This is a genomic window from Schaalia cardiffensis F0333 (assembly GCF_005886435.1).
GTDB lineage: Bacteria > Actinomycetota > Actinomycetes > Actinomycetales > Actinomycetaceae > Pauljensenia > Pauljensenia cardiffensis.
The window spans coordinates 2,037,392-2,059,056 of the sequence record NZ_CP040505.1 but is presented as its reverse complement, the minus strand read 5'-3'; the positions used below and the strand labels follow the sequence as shown (position 1 = coordinate 2,059,056).

Annotated in this window: 16 protein-coding genes and 2 pseudogenes; 9 read left to right on the top strand and 9 right to left on the bottom strand. The window is 63.0% G+C overall.

The window, feature by feature from the left end:
• Positions 1-135: 135 nt before the first annotated feature.
• The 7 genes and pseudogenes from FFA61_RS08465 to FFA61_RS08430 all read right to left on the bottom strand — a co-directional run bounded on the left by FFA61_RS08465 (position 136) and on the right by FFA61_RS08430 (position 11,494).
• Positions 136-918 carry a nucleoside/nucleotide kinase family protein gene (locus FFA61_RS08465; protein ID WP_005962981.1) on the bottom strand — a complete coding sequence of 261 codons (783 nt, stop codon included), beginning with the start codon at positions 916-918 and terminating at the stop codon, positions 136-138.
• A 10-nt stretch (positions 919-928) separates the two neighbouring features.
• A complete protein-coding gene (locus FFA61_RS08460) occupies positions 929-1,480 on the bottom strand; it encodes a phosphoribosyltransferase (RefSeq protein ID WP_005962986.1) in 552 nt (183 codons plus the stop codon).
• Positions 1,481-1,545: 65 nt separating this feature from the next.
• On the bottom strand, positions 1,546-2,697 hold the full coding sequence (locus FFA61_RS08455) for a 6-phosphofructokinase (RefSeq protein ID WP_005962989.1): 1,152 nt from the start codon (positions 2,695-2,697) through the stop codon (positions 1,546-1,548).
• Between the two features lie 166 nt (positions 2,698-2,863).
• A pseudogene (locus tag FFA61_RS08450) lies at positions 2,864-3,580 on the bottom strand (nitroreductase family protein).
• Positions 3,581-3,792: 212 nt separating this feature from the next.
• Entirely contained in the window at positions 3,793-4,308 is a 516-nt protein-coding gene (locus FFA61_RS08445) for a SprT-like domain-containing protein (protein WP_040313931.1), read from the bottom strand.
• A 2-nt stretch (positions 4,309-4,310) separates the two neighbouring features.
• On the bottom strand, positions 4,311-10,253 hold the full coding sequence (locus tag FFA61_RS09330) for a DUF3418 domain-containing protein (RefSeq protein WP_005963001.1): 5,943 nt from the start codon (positions 10,251-10,253) through the stop codon (positions 4,311-4,313).
• A 311-nt stretch (positions 10,254-10,564) separates the two neighbouring features.
• Positions 10,565-11,494, bottom strand: a pseudogene (locus tag FFA61_RS08430) (ADP-ribosylglycohydrolase family protein).
• A gap of 316 nt (positions 11,495-11,810) precedes the next feature.
• Here FFA61_RS08430 and FFA61_RS09325 point away from each other — a divergent pair.
• The 4 genes from FFA61_RS09325 (at position 11,811) to FFA61_RS08420 (ending at position 13,998) form a co-directional block, all read left to right on the top strand.
• Positions 11,811-12,062, top strand: a complete 252-nt coding sequence (locus tag FFA61_RS09325; protein WP_005963013.1) for a hypothetical protein — start codon at positions 11,811-11,813, stop codon at positions 12,060-12,062.
• Positions 12,053-12,382 (top strand): helix-turn-helix domain-containing protein, encoded by a 330-nt coding sequence (locus tag FFA61_RS09635; RefSeq protein WP_207382561.1) that lies wholly within the window; start codon positions 12,053-12,055, stop codon positions 12,380-12,382. The genes FFA61_RS09325 and FFA61_RS09635 overlap by 10 nt, the downstream gene beginning before the upstream one ends.
• The gene (locus tag FFA61_RS09220) at positions 12,327-12,506 is read left to right on the top strand and encodes a hypothetical protein (RefSeq protein ID WP_005963016.1); all 180 of its coding nucleotides are present in this window, start codon (positions 12,327-12,329) and stop codon (positions 12,504-12,506) included. The genes FFA61_RS09635 and FFA61_RS09220 overlap by 56 nt, the downstream gene beginning before the upstream one ends.
• Positions 12,507-12,939: 433 nt before the next feature.
• Positions 12,940-13,998 (top strand): PfkB family carbohydrate kinase, encoded by a 1,059-nt coding sequence (locus tag FFA61_RS08420; RefSeq protein WP_005963018.1) that lies wholly within the window; start codon positions 12,940-12,942, stop codon positions 13,996-13,998.
• 46 nt (positions 13,999-14,044) lie between these two features.
• Here FFA61_RS08420 and FFA61_RS08415 read toward each other — a convergent pair whose 3' ends face one another.
• Both FFA61_RS08415 and FFA61_RS08410 read right to left on the bottom strand, forming a co-directional pair.
• On the bottom strand, positions 14,045-15,529 hold the full coding sequence (locus FFA61_RS08415; protein ID WP_005963021.1) for an RNA/DNA-binding domain-containing protein: 1,485 nt from the start codon (positions 15,527-15,529) through the stop codon (positions 14,045-14,047).
• Between the two features lie 256 nt (positions 15,530-15,785).
• Entirely contained in the window at positions 15,786-16,562 is a 777-nt protein-coding gene (locus FFA61_RS08410) for an alpha/beta hydrolase (RefSeq protein WP_005963024.1), read from the bottom strand.
• 258 nt (positions 16,563-16,820) lie between these two features.
• On the opposite strand from FFA61_RS08410, the gene FFA61_RS08405 reads away from it, so the two are divergent.
• The 5 genes from FFA61_RS08405 (at position 16,821) to FFA61_RS08385 (ending at position 21,499) form a co-directional block, all read left to right on the top strand.
• Positions 16,821-17,117 (top strand): hypothetical protein, encoded by a 297-nt coding sequence (locus FFA61_RS08405; protein ID WP_005963028.1) that lies wholly within the window; start codon positions 16,821-16,823, stop codon positions 17,115-17,117.
• Positions 17,118-17,277: 160 nt separating this feature from the next.
• Positions 17,278-18,336: a VIT1/CCC1 transporter family protein gene (locus FFA61_RS08400; protein WP_242600896.1), complete on the top strand. Its 1,059-nt coding sequence runs from the start codon at positions 17,278-17,280 to the stop codon at positions 18,334-18,336.
• 36 nt (positions 18,337-18,372) lie between these two features.
• Positions 18,373-19,215: a trimeric intracellular cation channel family protein gene (locus FFA61_RS08395; RefSeq protein ID WP_005963032.1), complete on the top strand. Its 843-nt coding sequence runs from the start codon at positions 18,373-18,375 to the stop codon at positions 19,213-19,215.
• Positions 19,215-19,949: an SOS response-associated peptidase gene (locus FFA61_RS08390; RefSeq protein ID WP_040313935.1), complete on the top strand. Its 735-nt coding sequence runs from the start codon at positions 19,215-19,217 to the stop codon at positions 19,947-19,949. Before FFA61_RS08395 ends, FFA61_RS08390 begins: the two co-directional genes overlap by 1 nt.
• A 68-nt stretch (positions 19,950-20,017) precedes the next feature.
• Positions 20,018-21,499, top strand: coding sequence for an amino acid permease (locus FFA61_RS08385; protein ID WP_242600875.1), 1,482 nt, complete (start codon positions 20,018-20,020; stop codon positions 21,497-21,499).
• Positions 21,500-21,665 lie beyond the last annotated feature (166 nt).

Below are 21,665 nucleotides of genomic sequence, written 5' to 3'. Positions count from 1 at the left end.
GCACGGTGGTTCGCTCCACGAGACCCGGTTCAGTGCACCAACGGGGGATCATCACAGGGGCCATGCCCAACTTGTGCGTGGCTCGAGCCCCAACTTGTGCGTGGTTCGAGCCCCAACTTGTGCGTGGTTCGAGGGTCAGAGGTCGGCGGAGACGATCGCGTCGGCGCGGCCTCGGCACTCGTTGACGAGGGCGATGTTCGGCGCATCCACCGTGCGCACCCAATGCGCGGCCTCGGCGGTCTCGCGCCCGAAGGCCTCATGGCGGGCGATGAGCCGACGGTAGACGAGCTCCTCGGCGGTATCGACGTGGACGAGGAAGTCGATGCGCTCGCGCGCCTCGCGCCAGCCCGGTGCATCGAGCCCCAGGTAATTGCCCTCCGTGATGACGACGCCCCGGGCGGGCAACAGGATCGACGCAGCCACGGGTTCATGCAGGTCGCGCCGGTAATCGGGGGCCAGCACCTCGCGGTCGCCCGCCTGGACGCGCGCCAGCAGCGCCGCGTACCCCCACACGTCGAAAGTGTCGGGAGCGCCCTTACGATCATGACGATCCAGCTCGTCGAGGACGGCGTTCGACAGGTGGAACCCGTCCATCGGCGCGATCCCCGCGACCTCGACCTCGGCCGCGCCCTCGAGGATCTCCGCGACGAGCTGAGCGACCGTCGTCTTACCGGTGCCGGGCGGGCCGGTGATCCCCAGGACCCGGATCTCCTCGCCGCAGGCGAGGCGGTGCAGAACGAGGTCGGCGATCTGCTGGGCGACGTTCAACGACGCGAGCGCCCGCTCGCCGCTGTGAGCTCGCGGCGCCTCGACCTCGGCCCCATCCGCCCCGGCCGCCTCGCCGAACGCGCCCTCGCGCACCGAATCGCCCTCGTCATCGGCGGACGAGAACGAATCGAACTCGGGCGCGGGCGTCATCGCGAACGCCTCACGCGGTGATGGTCGGCAGCGTCGACCAGGGGAAGTTGATCCACTTGTCAGTGTGGCGCCACACGTAGTCGGGTTCGATGATTGACACGGGCTTCTTGTAGATGACCGCGCAGCGCGCATCAACCTTCACCTGGGTCTCTCCGTCGAGGGAAAGACCGTGCTCCTTCACGAGGTCCATGACCATCTTCAAGGTCTTGCCCGAATCCGCGACGTCATCAACGATGAGGACCCTCTTGCCGTTCATCGCGGACACATCCATGAGCGGAGGAAGGAGCTGAGGCTCTTCGAGGGTCTGACCGACCCCGGTGTAGAACTCGACGTTCATCGTGCCGCAGGCCTTGACACCCATCGCGTAGGAGACCGCGCCGGCGGGGATGAGACCGCCTCGGGCGATCGCGACGATCAGATCCGGGATCCACCCGGAGGTGACGATCTGCTCAGTGAGCTCACGCGACGCCTCTCCGAAAAGCTCCCACGTGAGGATCTCGCGCTCCGGCGCGTCGCTCGCGTCTTTGCTCGACTCGAGGCTCATCTTCGGCTGATCGGTCATGTCGCTCCTGTGGATTGAAATCTGCGAAAGTCCCATCGGACCGGAGGGCCCGCATGGGCAATAGCCTAGTCCCCGAGCCCAGTGCCGACGTGACGCGCCGCATCGATCCAGGGGTGGTCGAGGGGAACCATCTTCACGCGGCCCGCGACCTCTTCAAGGGGTACGGGCACAGCCTTTTGAGCCTGCGAGGCGACAGTGAAACCGAACTCGCCCCGAGCAACGAGGTCGGCCCCCGCCCCTCCGAGAAGAGTCCCCAGGAGACGATCCTGCGCATCGGGAGTCCCGCCACGTTGCACATAGCCCAGGATGGTGACGCGCGATTCAAGGCCAGTCGCCGCCTCAAGCTTCTCAGCGAGGGCGTAGGCGTTGCCCCGGTGGGATGCGAGGACGGAGGCGCGGTGCTTCTTCGCGGCAGCCTTGCCCTCGGGGGTGTCCGCCTGCTTAATGAGGGATTCCGCGGCGGCAAGTTCAGCTGCTGCAGAGACATCGCGGGCGCCCTCGGCGATGGCGATCACGGAGAAGTTCGCTCCGTGGCGGGCGCGCATTTCAATGGATTCAACGACCTTGTCGACGCTGTAGGGGATCTCGGGCAGGAGGATGATGTCGGCGCCGCCTGCGATGCCCGAGCCTAGGGCGAGCCAACCGGCGCGGTGGCCCATGATTTCAACGATGATGACGCGGTGGTGGCTGTGGGCCGTGGAATGGAGGCGATCGATCGCCTCGGTCGCGATCCCGAGCGCGGTGGAGAAGCCGAAACTTGTGTCGGTGTGGGCGATGTCGTTGTCGATGGTCTTGGGCAGGTGGATGACGGGAAGGCCTGCGGCCGCGAGGCGCTGTGCGTTCTTCGCAGTCCCGCCTCCGCCGATGCAGACGAGGGCGTCGAGCCCGTCCTTCTCGCAGTTGTCGACAATGGTGGGCACCATGTTGCGCACTTCGCCGTCTACCATCATCTTGTGGACTTTGTCGCGAGAGGTCCCCAGGATGGTGCCACCCAGGGTGAGGATCCCCGACAGGGCTTTCGAGTCGAGACTGAGGAATCGGTTCTCCGCCAGTCCGCGAATGCCGTCCTGGAAGCCGATGAGCTCCATCCCGTAGTGGCCGATCGCGGCCTTGCCAAAGCCTCGGATCGCGGCGTTGAGGCCAGGTGAGTCACCGCCTGCCGTGAGGATGCCGATGCGCTGGGGCTTTTTCGAGGACGGGGCTTTTGACTTCGACATGGCTGCTCCTCAAGGGGGACGTTCAATGAAAAGGGGCTTCCAAGTGGGTGGATACTTCCCGCAGGAGGCCCACGAGGAAAGCCTCATCATTGATTCCGGCGGCGGATCTTATTCGAGCTCCCCTCCCACAGGCGGGTCATGCGCTGAAGGCGAGGAGGACGAAGCACTACTTCTTCGAGGCGATGAGCCCGATCTTCGGTCTCGGCGCGGCGAAAGAGTTGATGTGTGCGTCCGAGGCATAGCCGAGGGCGAAGCCCGTCAACAACTTGTAGTCCTCGGGAACGTCGAATTCGGCATCCACGGGGCTGCGCCAGAACGACAGGAGACCCAGCGGGCATTAGTCGACGCCGCGGACCTTCGCCGAGAGGAACAGGGTCTGGAGCATGAGACCAGCATCCATTGCCGCCCAGGGCATGAAGTCCCCTCGCACGAAGACGAAACCGATGACGGGCGCGCCGAAAGCCTCGTAGTTGCGGCGACTGAGTGCGTTACGGCGCTCGCGGTCTTCGCGTCCAATGTCGAGATGCCCGTAGAGTTTCTTACCGAGGTCGACGCTGCGAGCGCGCAACTCATCGGGGTAGGGGCGCCATCCCTCGTAGTCCCCATCGGGCAGTCCCTCGGCGGGGCCGTTCGCGTTGGCGTTCTTGTCCTTCGCCATCTGCGCAAGCCACTTCTTCCAGGCCTCGACGTAGGCGCTGCGCAGACGATCCGCCTGTTCGCCGCTGGCTAGGGCGAGCATGTAGGGGCGGGTGTTCGACCAGCTCGGCGCATTGCTCACGTCCTCGAGGATCGAGTCGAGCACATCGGAGGCAATGGGGTCTGGAAGGAAGTCCCGGACCGAGTGACGGGAAGCTGCAAGGCTGGAAAAGGCGGCGGAATCCATGAAATCACTATACGTTCACAAGACCCACTTGTGAGGCTGTTCACACAAAGAGCAATGTAGTGACCTCGCTGCATTCCTCGAGGCCATGCGGGACGAAGACATCAACATCAAGGCTCTGCTCGGCATTCGCATCAGTGCAGAGGAGGTTCTTGCAAGCATCGCCGACATGTACGGACTGTGATCTGCGCGTTCCTCCTCAGCGTCGAGCCGAGTCAGAATCTGAGGCTCTTGCGGATCTGACGCAGCTCTCGTGTATAGGCCCCACCGGGCACGGCGGCCACGCCTTCGTACTCCCAGGTGAGGATTCTGGCGGGATCGAAGTTGGGGGAGCAAGAACCGCAGGCGCTCACCCTCCTGGGGGCTCGGAACAATCGGCGTTGCGCACCGCAGTGCGGGCAGGTGCCGACCCAGGGCTCAGGGGGAGTGGGCAGGGAGGAAGGCAGGCGGGCAGTGTCGGGGGCGCCGAGCATCCTCGCGGTCCTCTTCCACTCCTCATCATGATGGTGCTGCGGTCCGACCAGTGCATGCGCGATCTCATGCAAGATGACACCCCTCACCGTGTCAGGGTCGTACAGATCCGTCAGCGGAGCGGATAAGGTGATTGTCTTCGTCCGGTGCGTGCACGATCCGGCCCTCCTGCGGGCAAAGTCAAAACGGAAAACCCAACCGTTAAGTTCGGAGGCTTTCATGAGCAGGAGTGCTTCACGCCGGGCGATCTCACGGTCCACGATCACACCGACTCAATGAGGGCGGCGACCCTCTTGAAGGACACTTTGTTCGGAGTCCCCAGCTTCTGGGCGAACACGGACACTCGCAGTTCTTCGAGGAGCCATCGGGCAGAAGAGATCGTCCTCGCCGATCTGGAATCGTAGGGGCGGCGAGCGGCCAGGGCTTCGGCCTCGGCAAGGCTCGCTTCAAGGGCGTGCAGGCGATCCATGTCCTCCAGATCTCGGTGAAGAGCGCCCGGTGACGTGCAGGCCCTCTCAATACGCACGGCCCCGGCGCGCAGGTAGCGGGCCAGGTGGGGCAGTGCGGACATGGGCGTTTCTACGAGGAAGCCCGGGTGGATGAGGGCATGCGTGTGCTCTTCGACTTCGGCGACGATCGGACGCATGGAGGCTTCACTGTGGCCGCGGATCTGAGAATCGACTTCGGACTGGGCTTCCATTGCGCGGACCACATGTCCAAGAATCTCGTAGACCCGGTCCTCGTGGATGTTCCGGCAGCGCGCGACTAGCTCCTCAAAGGCTCCGGCGTCGCGGATCACTCCTGGCCCCGCCTCCCCGCTCAACTCATCGACGAGGGAGAGAGCCGAGGCCAATTGCGCATCATCGACGAGGGCGGCCGTGTCCTTGTAGGGCGAGGCCGCGAGCATGAGGGCTTGGCGTCCCGTCCAGCGGGTCGTGACGCGGGTCCGCTGGAGGCGAAGCCTGAAAAGGAGCAGTCGAGCAAGGCCTTCTCGGTGTTTGCGCTCCGCTTCGTGAGGGTTCGCCATGACGCGCACTCCCGCAAGCGGATTCGCAGCATCGCCCTCGGCGACGAGCGCAGGGAAGGCCCTAAGGGTCGCCGAGGAGCCGGGGGATTCAATCGAACGGGGAAGGGGTGTTTCGGGGAAAGCGGTGAGGGCTTCGAGGTGAAGGCCTGCGGACATGTGGCCGTGAGGAGCTGAGACGCTACGAGATTCGGCGTGCGGGGCTTTGCCGCCAGGCGTGCGTGGAGCCGACGCATGGTGTGAAGAGTCGTGTGAAGAGGGGCCTGTGGCCTGTGGGCCTTGAAGCTTGTGCACCCTGGTGGAGTCAGGGTCTGCGAAAGTCTCTTGGCCTGAAGAGCTGTGTTGAGAAGCGGTGTCCTCTAAGGAAGCGGCGCTGTGGTCTTTGAGGCCGGGAGTGCCATTCTGGCCTGAAAAGCCCTTCCGGTTTGAAACGGCGTGGCCGCTGGGGCCGGGAGCGCCCAGCGCCGAGGAGGCAGTGGAGCGAGCGCGACCTCGGCCTCGACGCCCGGAATGATCACGAGAAGCTTCGAGCATTGCTTCGGCGACCGCTCCTCTCACCGCCGAACGGATGGCCTCTTCGGCTCGGCTTGCCAATTCGCGCTGAAGATGGACGAGATCAGTGCCAGCGCCGATCTCGACGCCGTGGGAATCGAGGACGACGAAGGTCATGAGCAGATGAGGGGGAAGCTTGCTGCGGGCATGCGACAGATCCGATTCAGACAGTTCGACTCCGCGCAGGACTCGGATGGCAGTCGCGAAGGCTTTCTCAAAAGGTGGGCGCTTGTGGGACCAGTCGATTGTGGAGGTGGTGCTCGTGGGATTCGAGGCCGTCACCGCAGTGGAGTGAGTGTGGGGTGCAGCGGAGTCTGTCTGTGCCGCAGCAGAGCCCGGCAAGCTTGCAGCGGAGCCCGGCTGGTCCGTGGCGGAGTGGGAGGCTGGGTTCGTTGGGGCCGAGTCCAGCACCGTGGGGGCTGAGTCCGCTCCTCTCCCAGCTGCGCCATTTCGCCCAGGGTTCTTGTGAGCAGCGGATTTGCCCTGTCCTGAACGGCTCGCATGTCCCGTGGACTGACTCCAGCGGGCAAGACGATCCATCGCGGCGCCAAGACTCATCGGATCCGGGGCCTGTGCATCCTCCTTCTTGGGCGCTTGCGACCCAGCTTCGAGGGGGTCGAGCGCGCCCGCAAGAGCCTTCTCAATCCACGCAGCGGCTCGAGCTCCGACCTCGGGCGCGGGCGCGAGGAGGCGGCGCTTCGCCTTGGGCAGAGCGCGGATCATCTCTGTGATGAGCTCTTCGCGCATTCCGGGCACGAGCCAATCAGTGCCCTCATCGCTCACCCGCTCGAGCATCTCAATCGGGATGCTCAGCGTGACGCCGTCACGTGAGGAACCGGGGGTGAAGGCGTAGGACAATTCGAGTTCAAGCCCCCCGCTTTCCCAGGTGTCCGGGAAACCATCACTCGCTTCACCGACTCCGCGCGGAAGCAGCAGGGAGTCCGTGTAATCAAGCAGTTCGGGATGGCTTCGCCGCTCGTTCTTCCACCAGCGGTTGAAGTGGGCGGCGGAGACAATATCTTCTGGGATCAGTTCGTCGAAGAAGGCGAAGCGGGCCTCTTCATCGGCGACGAGGCCGTGGGTGCGCGAGCGGCGCTCGACTTCACGGGCTTGTTCGACGAGTTCGTCATTGTGGGCCTGGAATCGATGGCGTTCACGCCATTCCCCCGCCACGAGGGCGTGGCGGATAAACATGTCGCGCGCCAACTCGCGGGCTGTAAGAGCTGAGTGCGCTGTGAGATGTGGCTGGGCTTGTGGAGTAGAGGCCGAGGGTGCGGGCGCTGAGGGCGTGGGTGTCGGCTCGAGTTCGGCTTCATTCTTCGGTGAGGTCTGTGCTTTCGCCTCAGCTCGTGTGTCCGCTTCTTCCTCGCGCCGCGTGCCCGCTGGTGGCTTGCTCCGTGCCTCCGGTTGCGGTTCGTTCGGTGCGCCCTGCTTTCGTGGGGCTTGGCAAGAGGGATCTTCGACTGTGTCCTTCCCAAAGCCTCGCGCCCCTAAATCCGCATTCGCTCCGTCGACCCCACTCCCGGAGTTTGCAGCGCCTCCGAGTGTTGCGATGACCGCAGAGTCTGTGGCGCTCTCGGAAGAGGAGGAAACGCCCGGGGAAGCAGTCCCGGAAACAGCTGAAACCCCGGAGACATCAGAAGCGGAGAGGGCTGCGGTCCCGGAGAGTGAAACAGGGGCGGAGACAGCGCCCTCGTCTTGCGCACTTGAAGCGTCAGGCTCGTCTTTCCCTGCGCAAGCCAGAGCCATCGCCAGGAAATCACGGCCAACAGAGCCCAACTCCCGGCTCGATCGACGCTCATCACCGGCCCCCACGAGGCCCTGCGCAAGACCGGCAAGAGTCCCCGCAGTGACCACCCCAGAATTGCGCGCCCCGCCCTCGTCGATCACACGGTCCCCGAGGCGGCCGAGCAGCACCGGGCGCTCCGCGACCAAGGTCAAGCCGTAGAGCAAGAGCTTCTCCTTCGCCATCGCCGCGCCCTTGGAAGACGACCAGTAGGGCTCGGAATAGACGCGCTTCAAAAGATGAGTCGCGAGGGGCTCAACCCACGCCGGGTCGATGCGCGCAACCGTGCGGGCGAAAAGCCGAGAAGTCTCCACCAGCTCCGCCGTCATCACCCACGCCGGATGCGAGCGGGCAAGCCCCGAACCCGGCCAAATCGTGAAGCGTGCTCCTCGCGCCCCCTGGTAGTCGCGCTTCGCCTCATCCCAAGAACCAAGATTCGACAAAAACCCGACAAGCATGGAACGGTGCACATCATCGGCGTCGACCGTCCTCGACCCCTGAGTGAAAGCGACGACCGCGCGAGCCACAGCATCTTGCGCTCCCCCGTACTGAGCGGCCTCAATGACATCTGCCGGAGAAGGGAGAGCCAAGGGATGCACGATGAGATCCAAAGGCCGCGCCATCTGCTGGAGCTGGACGACGACATCCCTCCACTCGCGGAAACGCAGGTAGTGCAAGAACTCCGCGCGGCACAGTCGCCGGAACTGCGAGCCCGACAGATCACGCTGCTGAACATTGAGGTAGCGCCACAGATTCAGGTAGGTGATGAAATCCGAATGCGGGTTCGCGAAGCGCGCATGCGCCGCATCCGCAGCCTGCTGATGTTCAAGAGGGCGCTCGCGGACATCCTGGATCGATAGGGCTGCCACAATCACGAGGATCTCCGAGGCGCAACCATTCGCATCGCCCTCAAGGAGGATACGGCCAAGCCTCGGGTCGATCGGCAGGCGTGCGAGGTCGCGGCCGATGGGGGTGAGGCGATGCGTGGTGCGGCCAGAATCGTCCTTCTCCTCGCGAAGCGCCCCGATTTCAACAAGAGAGGCGACCCCGTCCCTCACGGCCCGGTGCTCGGGGGCATCAAGGAAGGGGAAGTCGGCGACGGAGCCGAGGCCGAGGGCCGCCATCTGCAAGATCACGGACGCGAGGGAGGTACGGAGGATCTCCGGTTCAGTAAATCGCGGGCGCGACTCGTAGTCGCCTTGGGAGTACAAGCGGATTGCGATGCCGTCCGCGACGCGGCCGCATCGACCGGCCCTCTGGTTCGCGCTCGCCCGGGAGATGGCTTCGATGGGGAGGCGCTGCACTTTCGTCCGGTTGGAATAGCGCGACACTCTCGCAAGCCCCGGGTCGATGACGTAGCGGATCCCCGGCACCGTCAGGGAGGTCTCGGCAACATTCGTCGCGAGAACAACGCGGCGCAGGCGGTGCTCTTCGAAGACGCGATGCTGCTCGGCGGCGCTCAGACGAGCGAATAGGGGCACGATCTCGATTGAGCCGGGCAGAGCTTTCGCGGTGTCTCCCGCGCGAACACCGCGCGTTCCGAGGTGATCGAGGAGGGCCTGCTCTGTATCGCGAATATCGCGTTCGCCCGGAAGGAAAACGAGGATATCCCCTTCGCCCTCGGCGCACAGTTCGTCAACGGCATGGCAGATCGCGCTCTCAACATCAATGTCTTCGCCCAAGCCGTATCCGAGGGTAGGCAGATCATCATCGGGATCTTCGAGGACGAGCGGGGCGGCGTCTGGCTCGGGGGTGAAAACGAAGGCCGCATCATGTGTGGAGGCCGCATGATGTGTGCAGGCCGTGTCCTCCTCGGTGGCTTTTGCTAGGGCCTGCTCGGTCTTCAAGGCTTGCTCCGAAGGAGGAGAGCTGAGCGGGCGGGCAGCGAACCCCGAGGGTGAGGAGGAATCCTCAGCGGATGAGGAGGATTCCTGAGAATTCGTTGAGGTCGAGTATGAGGAGACGCCATCGGCGGCGAGGGGTCGGTATCGGATCTCGACGGGGAAAGTTCGGCCGGACACTTCAATGACAGGTGCGGGCTCAATGAGGTGCCCCCGCCCTGGAGTGCCTTCCCAGCGGCCGAAGTGCTCGGCGAAACGGGCAGAGTCGATCGTTGCTGAAGTGATGATGACTTTCAGGTCCGGGCGGGCAGGCAGCAGGCGTGCAAGATATCCGAGGATGAAGTCGATGTTGAGGCTGCGTTCGTGCGCTTCATCAATGATGAGTGTGTCGTAGCGGCGTAGCAGTGGGTCGGATTGGATCTCCGCGAGGAGGATGCCGTCCGTCATGAGTTTCACGAGGGTCGTCGGGCCGACCTCGTCGGTGAAACGTACCTGATAGCCGACGACCTGGCCGGGCTCTTTGGAGACTCTTTGCCCGAGCTCTGCGGCGATGCGATCCGCAACCGAGCGGGCGGCGAGGCGGCGGGGCTGGGTGTGTCCGATCATCCCGGTGACGCCCCTGCCGAGTTGGAGGCAGATCTTCGGCAGCTGGGTCGTCTTGCCCGAGCCAGTTTCGCCGGACACGATGACGACCTGGTGGTCGCGGATCGTGGCGGCGATCTCATCGCGCCGGGCGGATACGGGCAGATCCGGGTAGTCAATGACGGGGATCGCGGCTGCACGCTCGGCAAGGCGTTCAGGGGTGAAGGGCTGGAAGGCTCGGGCTCGCTCTGGCTGGGGGCGTCGGGTACGACGGGTTGTGCGCGGCTTGTCGCCCCTCTCGTTGTCCTTGCGTCCTGCCCCATGGCGCTCTTGCGTGCGCTTCGCAAAATGCGCAGACTTCTTGGTATTCCTGCGCCCGGGGTGCTGTTCGCGCCGCTTCGATGCTTCGCCCGACTGCAATGTTCCGTCCTGCTGTGTTGTTCTGGCCTGGGGTGTTGCCCCGACCTGGGGTGTCTTAGTGGGGGCCTGGGATGCCTCTTTGGTGGCTTTGGAATGGGAGTCGCGGGGTGTCTTTGAGTCGATGTGCCGACCTGGGCTTGGGGTTGGTCTTCCGGTGATGTGCGGGCGCGACCCCTTCGGCCCCGCTGGCTCGCGAGGGCCGGGGGCTTTCGAGGAATCGGGGGCGTTTCGCACCCTGGAAGTCTACCGAGCACAGTCCACGGAGGCTCGGCGCAGCCGCTTCGGGGGTGTGGGCGTAGAGATTCTCTCGTTCAGAGGTCTTCGGCGAATCGGGTCTTCGCCTTTTCGGAGATGGGCAACCCTAGAAGCGCATCAGCGAGGGAACAGATCTCCTCTCCCTCAAAAAGAATCTCCCTCCAAGCCCGAGGGATCGATTCGACCCCGTAGAAGGCGCCGGCAAGCTGACCGTAGATCGCGGCGTTCGTATCCGCGTCGCCTCCGAGGCTCGCGATCATGAGCGCCCCTTCCTCGAAAGAATCGAAGTCCATGAGCCCATGGACGGCCAGAGCGAGGCCATGGATGACGTATCCGTTGGTCTCATGTTCGCTGAGAGCTCGCGTGTCTGCGTCCCAGTGGATCGTTCGCTGGACGACCTCGTCGAAGTCCGGCCCCGTCGACGCCCAAGAGACATCAAGGAGCTGGTCCTTCCTCAGCCCCCGCATTGCTCCGACGAGGAGGGCGGCGAAGACCTCGGTCGCGGCCTCGGCCTCGATCGAATAGTGGGTCTCTCGCGCGGAGATCCTCGCCATGCTCACGATGTCCTTTAGCCTGCGGAAGGTGAAGCCTGCGATGACGACGGGAGCGAGGCGCATGATGCAGCCGTTGCCTGCCGAGGAGGTTCGCTCTCGTTCCACGGGCACGAGCGTTCCTCGTGAGTTGAGGAAATCGTCGATCGCGGCTGCGACCTGGGTGCCGATGTCGAAGCAACGGCCCGTTGAGGAGCGTCGTCCTCTGAAACATCAATCCGCGTAGGCGTTCATCACAGCTTCGGAGTCATATCGCTTCTCGGCGAGGAGCGCATCCGCGAGGCACAGCGCCATCGAGGTGTCGTCAGTCCAATTCCCGGCCTCAAGATTGAAGGGGCCTCCGCCGATGATTCCGTTCAGACTCAGCGCCTCCTCCCGGGACAGGAATTCGTTCGTCGTTCCGAGGGCATCGCAGCACGCGAGCCCGAGGAGCATTCCACGGGCTCGTACCTTCAGAGTCATTTCGTCCACTATCACGTCCTCGCTAGTTGATGAATCGTGATCCGAGGGCCGGGCGCTGGTGAAGCGAGCGGCTGGAAAGAAACGGGAGATCCTCGTTGAGAACCCCGGGTCTTTCCGTGGTGAAGAGCAAACAAAAGGGTGTAGGCCTTTGCGTTCGGCAAAGCGTTCCTCCAACGCGGTATCAGAGCAATTCCCACTCCGGGAGCAGGAAATTCGTGAAGCCCACATTCACTCTTTCGCCTCACCCAGAGAGATTTCCTTTCTTTCGTTTTGGAAATAGAGTGGCTTCATGGCGAGCGTGCTTAAAGATGATCTGAAGGTCGCCGGCAGCACTGTCCGCGGTTCGCGTATCATCATGCCCCCAGAGAATCGTCGGGAGCTTCATGAGATGGATCAGCTTCTGGCGGCACATCCGAGGCTCGTGGATGCTGAGGGGAATGCAATCCTTTTGCCGAATGAGGTGTATGCGGTACTGCGGGATGTCGTCGAAGCGATGCAAGGTGGAAGGGCGATCGTCCCACTCCGACTGCCATGCGTCTGACGACTGGGGAAGCTGCTGAGATTCTCGGTGTGTCGAGACCGACCCTCGTTAAGCTCCTCGAAGAGGGGAAGATCCCCTATGAGAAGCCGAATCGGCATCGATACGTCAGGCTTGAAGATCTTGAGGCATACCGGTGTCAGGTGACTGAGAAACGACGGCGGGCAATTCGTGAACTGACACGTACGGGGGTGGAGAGCCCCGTAGTCCCCGATCCGGACGAGGTTGCTCAGGCCCTCAAAGCTACGCGAAGGGAAATACCTAAAGATGACCTTCCGTGCCCTCTTCGACGCGAATATCCTCGTGCTGACAACGCTCACTGAGATGAGTGAAGAGGGCTCGTTCACCTGGCGAGATACGCGCGGCAAGTTGACACGAGTGGGAGTTCCGAAGTTTGCGAACCTCGTTGCTCAATGGCGCTATGACAACACCGCGGATCGGTCCTAAGAAATGCAGCCAGCACTGTCCAAGCGGTGTGGATCTGCTGTCCAGTCACTGCCAGACCGAGGTGATCGCGAGGGTGTACCAAGAACTCACATCATCGGGCGACCTCTCGACCTTAACCAGCAGTCACCACGTTCAATCCCAGCTACGCCACTAAGATCCTCTTCGATATGAGATGAGAACCTCCTCTTATTTTCCTCATGAGGGGCAATATGTATCCACACTGCGTGAATTTGAGCGAATCATCGATATTGCGTGCGTAGTATGAAATATTCAGGCGGCTTATCCCGTTTTTTAAAGAGTGAGCCATGCACCCGGGCAAGTACTCCCTCCATCGTCGGTGTCCTCCTCGCAAAGCTCAGCTGTTCAGGAGTCTCCTCGCGAATGCGCCTGAAGATCCTTCGGGAATACTGTCCTTGTCACGGATAATGTCCCCATGCATGCCCTTCTCGCAGGCCTGACGACCCTTGACGTCATTCATGCGCTCGACCACGAGCCGGACACGACGAGGAAGACCACCTCAACGAATCACGCAATGTCTGCAGGAGGGCCAGCCACGAACGCTGCCGTGACGATCGCGGCCCTCGAATCCCTCCGGCCCATGCCTTCCTGCGCCCCAGCCTCGTCAATCACTTTGCTCAGCGCAGTGGGGGAGGGGACGATCGCGGGCATCCTCGCCGCCGACCTTGAAGGGTCCGGGGTGAGCGTGCTCGACGCGAGCGCAGCCGATTCGCCCGTGAGCGCACCGGCGATCTCCTCCATCATTGAACATCCGGGAGGGCGCATGGTCGCCTCAACGAACGCGCGGATCAGCGTGGATGCTGAAAAAGGGGAGGCACTCCTCGCCGAAGCCCTCGACAAGGTGGGCAGTCCGGATGTGGTGCTCGTTGATGGGCACAACCCTTCCCTCGCGAATCTCGTTCTTGGCGTCGGAGTCGCCCCTGAGGGCGGGGTGGGCGAAGACCCCTTCGCGCGTCTTGAAGAAAAGCCCTCTCACCTGCGGATATTGGATGGAGGTTCCTGGAAGGAATGGTTTGTGCCGCTCCTTCCTCTCGTGGATGTGGCTGTGGTGTCAGCAGACTTTTGTCCGCCCCTGCTCGAACGCCCGGAGATTCACGGCGTCGCAGGATTCTTGCGCGGCTTCGGTATTACGCGCGTGGTGCGCACCCGCGGCCCCGAACCCGTTGAATGGGTCTGGGACGAGAGACAGGGCACGACTGCCGTCGACGAGGTCGAGGCGCTGTCCACCCTCGGCGCCGGTGACGTCTTCCACGGGGCTTTCGCCTGGGCGCTCGGCATCCTGCACGAGGAAGGGCGTGAAATCCTGGAAGACCCCTCAAGACTCATCGCCTTCGCCGCCCGGATCGCAAGTGTTTCGACGAGCGTGTTCGGCACTCGTTCGTGGCGCGATGACCCGCGAGTCGTGGAGGCGGTCGAAGAGTTCCTGAGCTTCTCGGAGGTCGAGGACCTGAGGCGGGGTTCGGCACCTAAATAGGTGTGAAGCCGGGGTTCGGCACCTGGAGGGGTGTGAAGGGGACGGATCAAGATGGATTCATGTCCTGTGCCACCAGGGAGTATCGGGTTCCGCGCCTGGTACCACTTCGAACGGCGAGACCGTGATTGACCAACCCCATGAGCTCGCGTCGCGCCGTCGCCGAATCGACCCCAAAGCGTTGTCGATAGTCGGAATTGGCGATGGGACCGCCTCTGCGCATGAGGAGGAGGGCTTCGCGCTGGCGAGGCGAAAGCTCGAGTGGAGCAAAGACTGATGCGAGCCATTCGAGATCGTCGTCCGAATGCAACGCGTGATTCGGGAAGAGCACGGTGAAACGGAGGCCGTCGTCAATGAACACTGGCGGAGTGAGTCCGGCGCTCTCCAGCGCGTCGCGGGTCGCCCGGATTCCCGTGCCGAGAGCTTCGATGACGCGCCCATGCCGCCCGCTCACGTGCCTGCAGATCGTGTACAGGTATTCGTTGACAGCAGAACGACCGCGCCCGAGCCGATCGAGGCTAATGCCCCATAATCCGCCGGGACTTGTCAGGACAAGCCCACGTTCCGTGAATCGGAGATCGACCGGAACTCCGGCCGTTGCGGGTGAGAGATCACGATGGACGAGTGCGTTCGCAACGACCTCGCGAACGGCCTCAAGCGGAAGCGGGTACTCCCTCACCCCCCGTCCGTCGTGCGTCACGACTTCTGTTGCCCCGAGGACTCGGGCGACCCAGTCGAGAGCCTCGTCGAGTATGTCAGGGATAGACCCGGTGAGGTCCTGGCGATCGCGCGACCGTGCTCCTTCGGTGAGGAGGCCCTGATCGGTCACTGCGGCGCTGAGGAACAGATGGGAGAGGAATTGCTGAGGGTATAAGCCGAGTGCGTACAGGCCTGCGACGGTAGTCTCGCCGTCCCGAGTAAGGACGTTCAGGAGGCGGAGGATGTCGATATCGCTCGTGTTTCTCAAGCGCGGTGTCGTTTCCCTCACCGATGCGATGAACGAGGCGAGAGCGTCCGGGTCGAGGTCGTGGATCGTCGTTCCGGGAACGGGTGCGATGTCGTCGCGCGGACGCTCCCTTCGGCGAATGAACTGTTGTTCGTCCTCGCGGGACATGGCTTCGTCCCCGTCGAAGACGCGGACGTAGGCCTTGCCTGACTTGTTCCAGACGCAGGGCTTCTTCGACAGGGGAGCTTCTTCGACCTCGATTGCGACGAGGGTCTTTCCCAAGACTTCAACGCACTCGGCTCGAACGGAAACCGGCGGGGTGAATCCTTTTCGAGCCTGATCTGAGGCGCGTCGCGCGTAATCGGCTGCGACCTCGGGGGACAGGCCGACGAGGGAGTCCTCTTTTCGTTCATCGACGCCGAGGAGGACGAGGCCGCCGCCCGGCAGGTTGGCGAGCGCCGAGAGGCTGGGGCCGAGGGCTTGGGAGGAGTACTCGGAGAAGGTTTTCGCCTCGACATCGAGGCGGTCTCCTCCTTCGAGGTTGAGGCGGGCGAGAGCTGATCGCGCGCGGCCTGCCAGGGAATCCATGGAAGCACCCCCGATTGCCTGTTTGATGAGATTCTTATCAAAGATATCTCATATTAAGGGCGAGTTATGTTTAACTCATTTGAGTTATGTCAATCCACAGAGTTCATATCCGAGGTTCTGAGGGGCTCCCGGGTGGTGCGCAAGCCCCGGAGTCCCTGGCCTCCTCGGAGGTCTCGTACCTGGGGCGGGGTTCGGTGCTTGAACGGGGTGTGAAGGGGCCGCAACTGGTCGAATGGAACGGCTGGGCACCTCCGCATCACCGTCCGCGCACGACAGGCACCCAGCGTCTCACCCACTCGAGGGAGGGAGCGTCCAAAGCCTCGACGTTGATGCTCTCCCCGAAGAACGCGTCTTGCGCGACCTCCACGCGAGACCCATTGGGCAGGAGCGGGAAGGCCTCCTGCGTCATCTCCAAAAGACCAAATTCTGCATCCGTCGCATCGTGAATGATGAGCGTCGGCTTATCGAGCCCGGCAAGAAGCTTATTGGCATCACCCATCGACAAGTCAGCGAGAGTCTGCTTCGAAATCGTGAACTGTCGCCTCATGGACGCGGAATCATCGGGGATCGTGGTCGCACCGATCTGTTCGAGATCGGCCAGCTGATCCTCAGAGAAGATCTGCCTCCAGTCCACCGACATCGGTCCGATCCGAGGCGAGGAAAGGATGTAAGTGAGAACAGCTTTTGGCCTTGCAGTCAATGCGACGCTCGCCCCGAAAGAATGCGCGTGCACGATCTGACGCGAGTACCCCTGATCGGCGAGCCATCCCGAAGCTGCGCGCAGGTCCTCAACCTCAGCGTCAAGGGTGATGATCTCGTCACCAGACTGCCCATGCCCCGAGTAGTCGAACTCAAGGGTCGCGTATCCGGCGGCGCGATACTGGCGTGCGAGACGGTCAAAATGCTCAGCGGAATGGCGATCAGCGAGGAAAGAGTGGGAGAAGAGGACCGCCGCGTCCACCGAATCGACCGGCGATACGAAAGTTCCTGCAAGTGTCACGCCGCGGGGAGTGAGGATCCTCGTTTCAACCATCCTTTTACGGTAGCGGTCACTTTCGACGAGGCAAAGAGGTTTCTCGCTCAGCGCACATGAGTAACCTGCGTCGCCCGCTCCTCGCAGGCTCCAGGAGCGAGGAAACGCTGGGAGAAGGTCAGAAGTCTGGGCGATTGAGAAGAGAGCACTGCGGGATCGAAGAGCGGCGCCAAGGCCGCTAGGCTTAAAGCGGATTCACGCCCCGTGCAGGGACGACGATTGGGCGTCGCCCCGCTACAGATATGACGAGGAGAACTCATGGGAACCAAGTTCGGACTGCTTCTTGGACTGGGCGCCGGATACGTGTTCGGCACTCGCGCGGGCCGCGAACAATACGAAAGGATCCGCCTCGCCGCTTCGAAGATTCGTCGTTTCCCCGTGGTCGCCAGGCCTCTGGACAGCGCCGGTGAGAAGGTCTCCAACATGGTTCGCGCCCAGGGTGAGCGCGTCACCGACAAGGTCGCGGACGCGGTGAAGGAACGCCTCTTCGGTGCGCCCGCCACCCCTCGTGAGGTCGATCTGCGCTTCGAGGACGAGGGCCCAAACAGCCGCTGAGCGCATGACGATCCCAACACCTCCTTCCACTGCCTCCTCTCCGTCCGGACGCGAGGGCAATACCGCTCAAGGAGTTTCCTCCGATTCGGCTTCAGCCTCCCGCTCGGAGCCGACTCGCCAGCAGATTCGCCGTTGGCGTCGACACCTCGCTGAAGAGCGGATGGAGGCTCGCACCTATCGGGCGCTCGCGGAACGCCGAACCGGCTGGGAGCGTGAGATCCTCCTCCAACTTGCCGACGCCGAGCGTCGCCACGAGGAGTACTGGCTCGCCCTCCTCCAAGAACGAGCCCTGCCCGCGCCTCGCCCACCCATGCGGACCCGCTTGTCCGCGTGGCTGGCGCAGATGTTCGGCACGATCTTCATCCTCGCGATGGCGCAGCGCGCAGAGCAACGCACCACCTACGACCTTGACGCCGACGCGACCGCACAAATGGCTGCCGACGAGCACATTCACGGGGAAGTGATCCGCGGCCTCACAGCCCGCTCACGCGAGGCACTCGCGGGCTCTTTCCGCGCTGCGGTGTTCGGAGCGAACGACGGCTTGGTATCGAACCTCGCCCTCGTGATGGGAGTTGCCGCCACTGGAATGGCCCCGCGCCTCGTCCTTGCGACCGGTGTGGCTGGCCTGCTGTCTGGCGCTTTGTCGATGGCCGCCGGGGAATGGGTGTCGGTGAAGAGTCAGCGAGAACTCCTCGACGCCTCCATCCCAGACCCTGAAGCACACCAGGCAGTGCCCGACCTCGACGTGAATGCGAATGAATTGGCTCTCGTGTTCCGCGCCCGGGGTGAGAGCCCCGAGGAAGCTGATGCGCATGCTGAAAAGGTCTTCCGCCAGATCTCACGCCCCGCGCTTTCAGATACGGGACAGATCGCCGTTCGCGCGGCGCTCGAGGGTGGGAACACCACTCAAGCGGGGGCCGGAGAGCAGATCGGCACGCCCTGGCATGCGGCCGCGTCCTCCTTCTGCTTCTTCGCGATTGGGGCCCTCCTCCCGCTGCTCCCCTATCTTCTCGCTCTGATAGGCCTCGTACCCGTCGGCCTCGCCGCCGCGATGGCCACAGGAATCGTGGGCCTTGCGCTTTTGGGGACGGGCGGGGTTGTCGGAGTCCTGTCCGGCCAGTCGCCGACGCCGCGCGCATTCCGTCAGCTCTTCATCGGTTTTGGAGCCGCAGCGCTCACCTACTCTTTGGGGTTTCTCTTCGGAGTAGCACTCGCTTAAAGGGTGCGTGTCGCCTGAGGTGCCGCGCAGGGGCGGATGCGCCGGGACCCGGTGGTATCGGACAATGATCCTGTGCTCGATGCCCTCAACCACGCGCTTCCAGACCTGTTCCGTGCGATCGACCTCATCGGTGTGCTCCTCAACGGCATCATCGGCGGGCGCCTCGCTCGGACGAAACACTTCGACGCGGTCGGCTTCGCGGTACTCGCAATCATGTCCGCACTCGCGGGCGGAATGCTCAGGGATGTGCTCTTACAATCCGGCCCGCCAGCAGCACTCACCGACCCCCACTACCTGGGTACCGCTCTCGTCGGCGCTGGAATCGCCATGCTGTGGAAACTGGACTCGAGGCCGTGGCGCATCGCCCTAGTCATTATGGACGGGATCGTCCTCGGATGCTGGGCCGCAACGGGAACACTGAAAACCCTCCAGGCCGGTTTTGGGATTTTGCCTGCGATCATGCTCGGCGTCATCACCGCAGTCGGAGGAGGAGCGATCCGAGACATTTCGGCCGGCAATATCCCGCAGGTGTTTGGTGGCAACAACCTCTATGCGACGCCCGCGCTCGTCTCCTCGGCGATCATGGTCCTCTTCGAGCTGCGCGGCCTGGGCACGATTGGCATGCTCTTCGCAACACTCGTCGGCTCGAGTTTCACGGTTCTGTCCCATTGGCGAGGCTGGCAACTCCCACAGGTGAGTGAATGGGAACTGAGCTTCACCTCTTCCCAGTTGCGCTTTCTCTTGGGGGAACGCTCCTCGTCTGCGCCAAGGCTCGTGATCCACGACGCCTGCCCAAGCCCGGGTCAGATCAACAACGAGGACCTTCCCTCCTCAGCTGATGAAACGTCAGCACCGAGTGACGATTCCCCCTCAGCGTGATGTGCGGTCGATTCGCCCAATTTGCCGAGGACGAGGAAATCGTCTCAGCATTCGATCTGGATCTCCTCGAAGGGGACGCAGAACGGCCCCGCTACAACCTGGCCCCGAGCCAGAAAGCCCGAGTCGTTCTTGAACGCTTCGTCGACATCCCCGATGCCACCGGAAGCATCCGGAAACGACTCCTGAGAAAAGGACGCTTCCTCCAGTGGGGTTTCGTGCCACGCTGGGCGAAGACCCCTTCTCGCCCCATGATCAACGCCCGCGCCGAAACGCTCCTCGGCAAACCGATGTTCCGTGCATCCGCGGCAAGAAGACGCTGCATCGTCCCAGCTAACGGCTACTTCGAGTGGCATCAGCACCCCAAGACGAACACAAAGATCCCCTACTTCCTTTCCGCCAGCCCCTCCGATCCCCTCCTTGCTTTCGCCGGAATTTATGAAGCCTGGCGTAACCCCCTGGTTCCCTTGGGCGAGGAGGACGCCTGGCTCCTCACCTTCGCGATCCTCACTCGCGGAGCCCCCGATGAACTCGGGCGGATCCATGATCGAATGCCGCTGATCTTGCCCCCTGACATGTGGAACGAGTGGCTTGACCCCGCCCTCAAGGAGCCAGGATGCGTCCACGAAATGATTGGTGCCGTCCCCGACCCTATGCTGCGCCCTAGGATCGTTTCGCCCCGCGTGGGCAAGGTAGATAACGACGATCCGACGCTCATCGCGGAAAACCCCTTGTGAGCGTCCCCAACCAGGGCGAACCGCCCCAGGAAAGGCGCACGGTGGCCACGAGTCAGAACGTGCCCGGAATGACGCTGGATAGCGCAACCGGAGCCCCCACCTCCACAACAGCCCCGAAACGATTCCGCACACGCCACTTGTCGATGATGGCACTCGGCAGTGCGATCGGCGCCGGCTTCTTCCTCGGAACGGGAGTCGCGATCAGCGAAGCGGGTCCAGCTGTCCTCGTGTCCTACGCGCTCGCGGCCCTCATCGCCGTGTCCGTCATGTTCGCCCTGTCCGAACTCGCCTCGGCTCTGCCCTCAACGGGCTCCTTCTCCACCTACGCGGAAGTCGGGATCGGCCGCTGGGCGGGATTCGCATCCGGCTGGCTGTATTGGGCGATGCTCATCATGGTTCTCGGCATGGAGATCACCGGCGCTGCGGGAATCTTCGTCCAATGGTTCCCCTCTATCCCCCAATGGACGGTCGCCCTCGCGATCGTGATCGTCCTTGGCGGCGTGAACCTCATGGCCGCCCGAGATTTCGGCGAGGTCGAGGCCTGGCTCGCAGGAATTAAAGTCGTCGCGATCATCCTCTTCCTCATTATCGGCATCGCCCTCGTCTTCGGGCTCATCCCTGGGCGCACCGAGCCGGTCGGCCATATGATCATGGGCCACGGCGGTTTGGCGCCGAAGGGTTTCGCGGGCATCGCAATCGGTTTGCTCGCGATTATTACCTCTTTCGGTGGCATTGAGATCGTCACGATCGCGGCGGCCGAGGCCGAGGACGCGAAGTCAGCGATGTCCGCGGCGATCCGCTCCGTGATCGGGCGAATCCTCGTGTTCTACGTCGGCTCGGTCATTCTCTTGATTTGCTTGCTCCCCTGGGATTCGGAGGAGATGCGCAAGAGTCCTTTCGCTGCTCTGCTTAATATGGCGGGCGTTCTCGGCGTTGGGCGCATCATGGAGGCCGTCGTCTTCATCGCGCTCATTTCGGCGTTCTCCGCGAATGTGTACGCTTCGAGCCGCATGGCCTATTCATTGTCCGCTCGGGGCATGGGCATGCGCTGGCTGCTCGGCAAGAACGCGGGCTCCTTGGGGCGCCGTGTTGATGCAGGCGCTGCTGTGGACCACGCTGAGGAGATTTTCGACCAGGTTGCGCATAGTGGTGACAAGGGCGATATCGCTTTGGGTCGAACCCCGAGGCGCGCGGTCGCGACCTCTATCGCTTTGGCTCTCGTTTCTGTGGCCCTGAACTGGTTCTTGCCCGAGACCCTTCTTGGCATCCTCTTGAACGCGATCGGCATGGTCCTCCTCATCATTTGGGTGTTCATCCTCATTGCCCAAGTCCGACTCCACCCGCTCCTTGAGGAGAAGGCGGCGATTTCTCTTCGTGCTCCGGGCTGGCCATGGCTGCCGCGCCTCGTCCTTCTCGCCCTTGTTGGTGTGGCGGGCCTGATGGCTTGGGATCCGGCGGCCCGCGCGCAGCTGATCTCGATGACGGTCCTGACGATCATTGTCATTGCCCTCTTCTTCGTGAAGGAAGCAGTGGAGAACAAGTTGAAGTAGAGCCTGGCGGCGCTGCGAGTTGTGGCTTTTTGACGCGAGCGGAGGCGTTCACGCTTCGCTCGTGACGTCTTGCGATCCGCTCGCCACCGGTAGCCCCGCTGTTGCTTCTCCCTCTGGTTGTTTCTGGTCCCTCTGGTTGTTTCTTCGCCCCTCCCGCCCTCGTTCT

Coding starts and splice junctions, on each gene's coding strand:
- FFA61_RS09325 (WP_005963013.1), top strand. CDS start 11,811: ATGGCGAGCGTGCTTAAAGATGATCTGAAGGTCGCCGGCAGCACTGTC.
- FFA61_RS08415 (WP_005963021.1), bottom strand. CDS start 15,529: ATGGATTCCCTGGCAGGCCGCGCGCGATCAGCTCTCGCCCGCCTCAAC.
- FFA61_RS08455 (WP_005962989.1), bottom strand. CDS start 2,697: ATGTCGAAGTCAAAAGCCCCGTCCTCGAAAAAGCCCCAGCGCATCGGC.
- FFA61_RS08390 (WP_040313935.1), top strand. CDS start 19,215: ATGTGCGGTCGATTCGCCCAATTTGCCGAGGACGAGGAAATCGTCTCA.
- FFA61_RS08400 (WP_242600896.1), top strand. CDS start 17,278: ATGGAGGCTCGCACCTATCGGGCGCTCGCGGAACGCCGAACCGGCTGG.
- FFA61_RS08385 (WP_242600875.1), top strand. CDS start 20,018: ATGACGCTGGATAGCGCAACCGGAGCCCCCACCTCCACAACAGCCCCG.
- FFA61_RS09220 (WP_005963016.1), top strand. CDS start 12,327: ATGACCTTCCGTGCCCTCTTCGACGCGAATATCCTCGTGCTGACAACG.
- FFA61_RS08460 (WP_005962986.1), bottom strand. CDS start 1,480: ATGACCGATCAGCCGAAGATGAGCCTCGAGTCGAGCAAAGACGCGAGC.
- FFA61_RS08410 (WP_005963024.1), bottom strand. CDS start 16,562: ATGGTTGAAACGAGGATCCTCACTCCCCGCGGCGTGACACTTGCAGGA.
- FFA61_RS08420 (WP_005963018.1), top strand. CDS start 12,940: ATGCATGCCCTTCTCGCAGGCCTGACGACCCTTGACGTCATTCATGCG.
- FFA61_RS08395 (WP_005963032.1), top strand. CDS start 18,373: ATGCGCCGGGACCCGGTGGTATCGGACAATGATCCTGTGCTCGATGCC.
- FFA61_RS08465 (WP_005962981.1), bottom strand. CDS start 918: ATGACGCCCGCGCCCGAGTTCGATTCGTTCTCGTCCGCCGATGACGAG.
- FFA61_RS09635 (WP_207382561.1), top strand. CDS start 12,053: ATGCGTCTGACGACTGGGGAAGCTGCTGAGATTCTCGGTGTGTCGAGA.
- FFA61_RS08405 (WP_005963028.1), top strand. CDS start 16,821: ATGGGAACCAAGTTCGGACTGCTTCTTGGACTGGGCGCCGGATACGTG.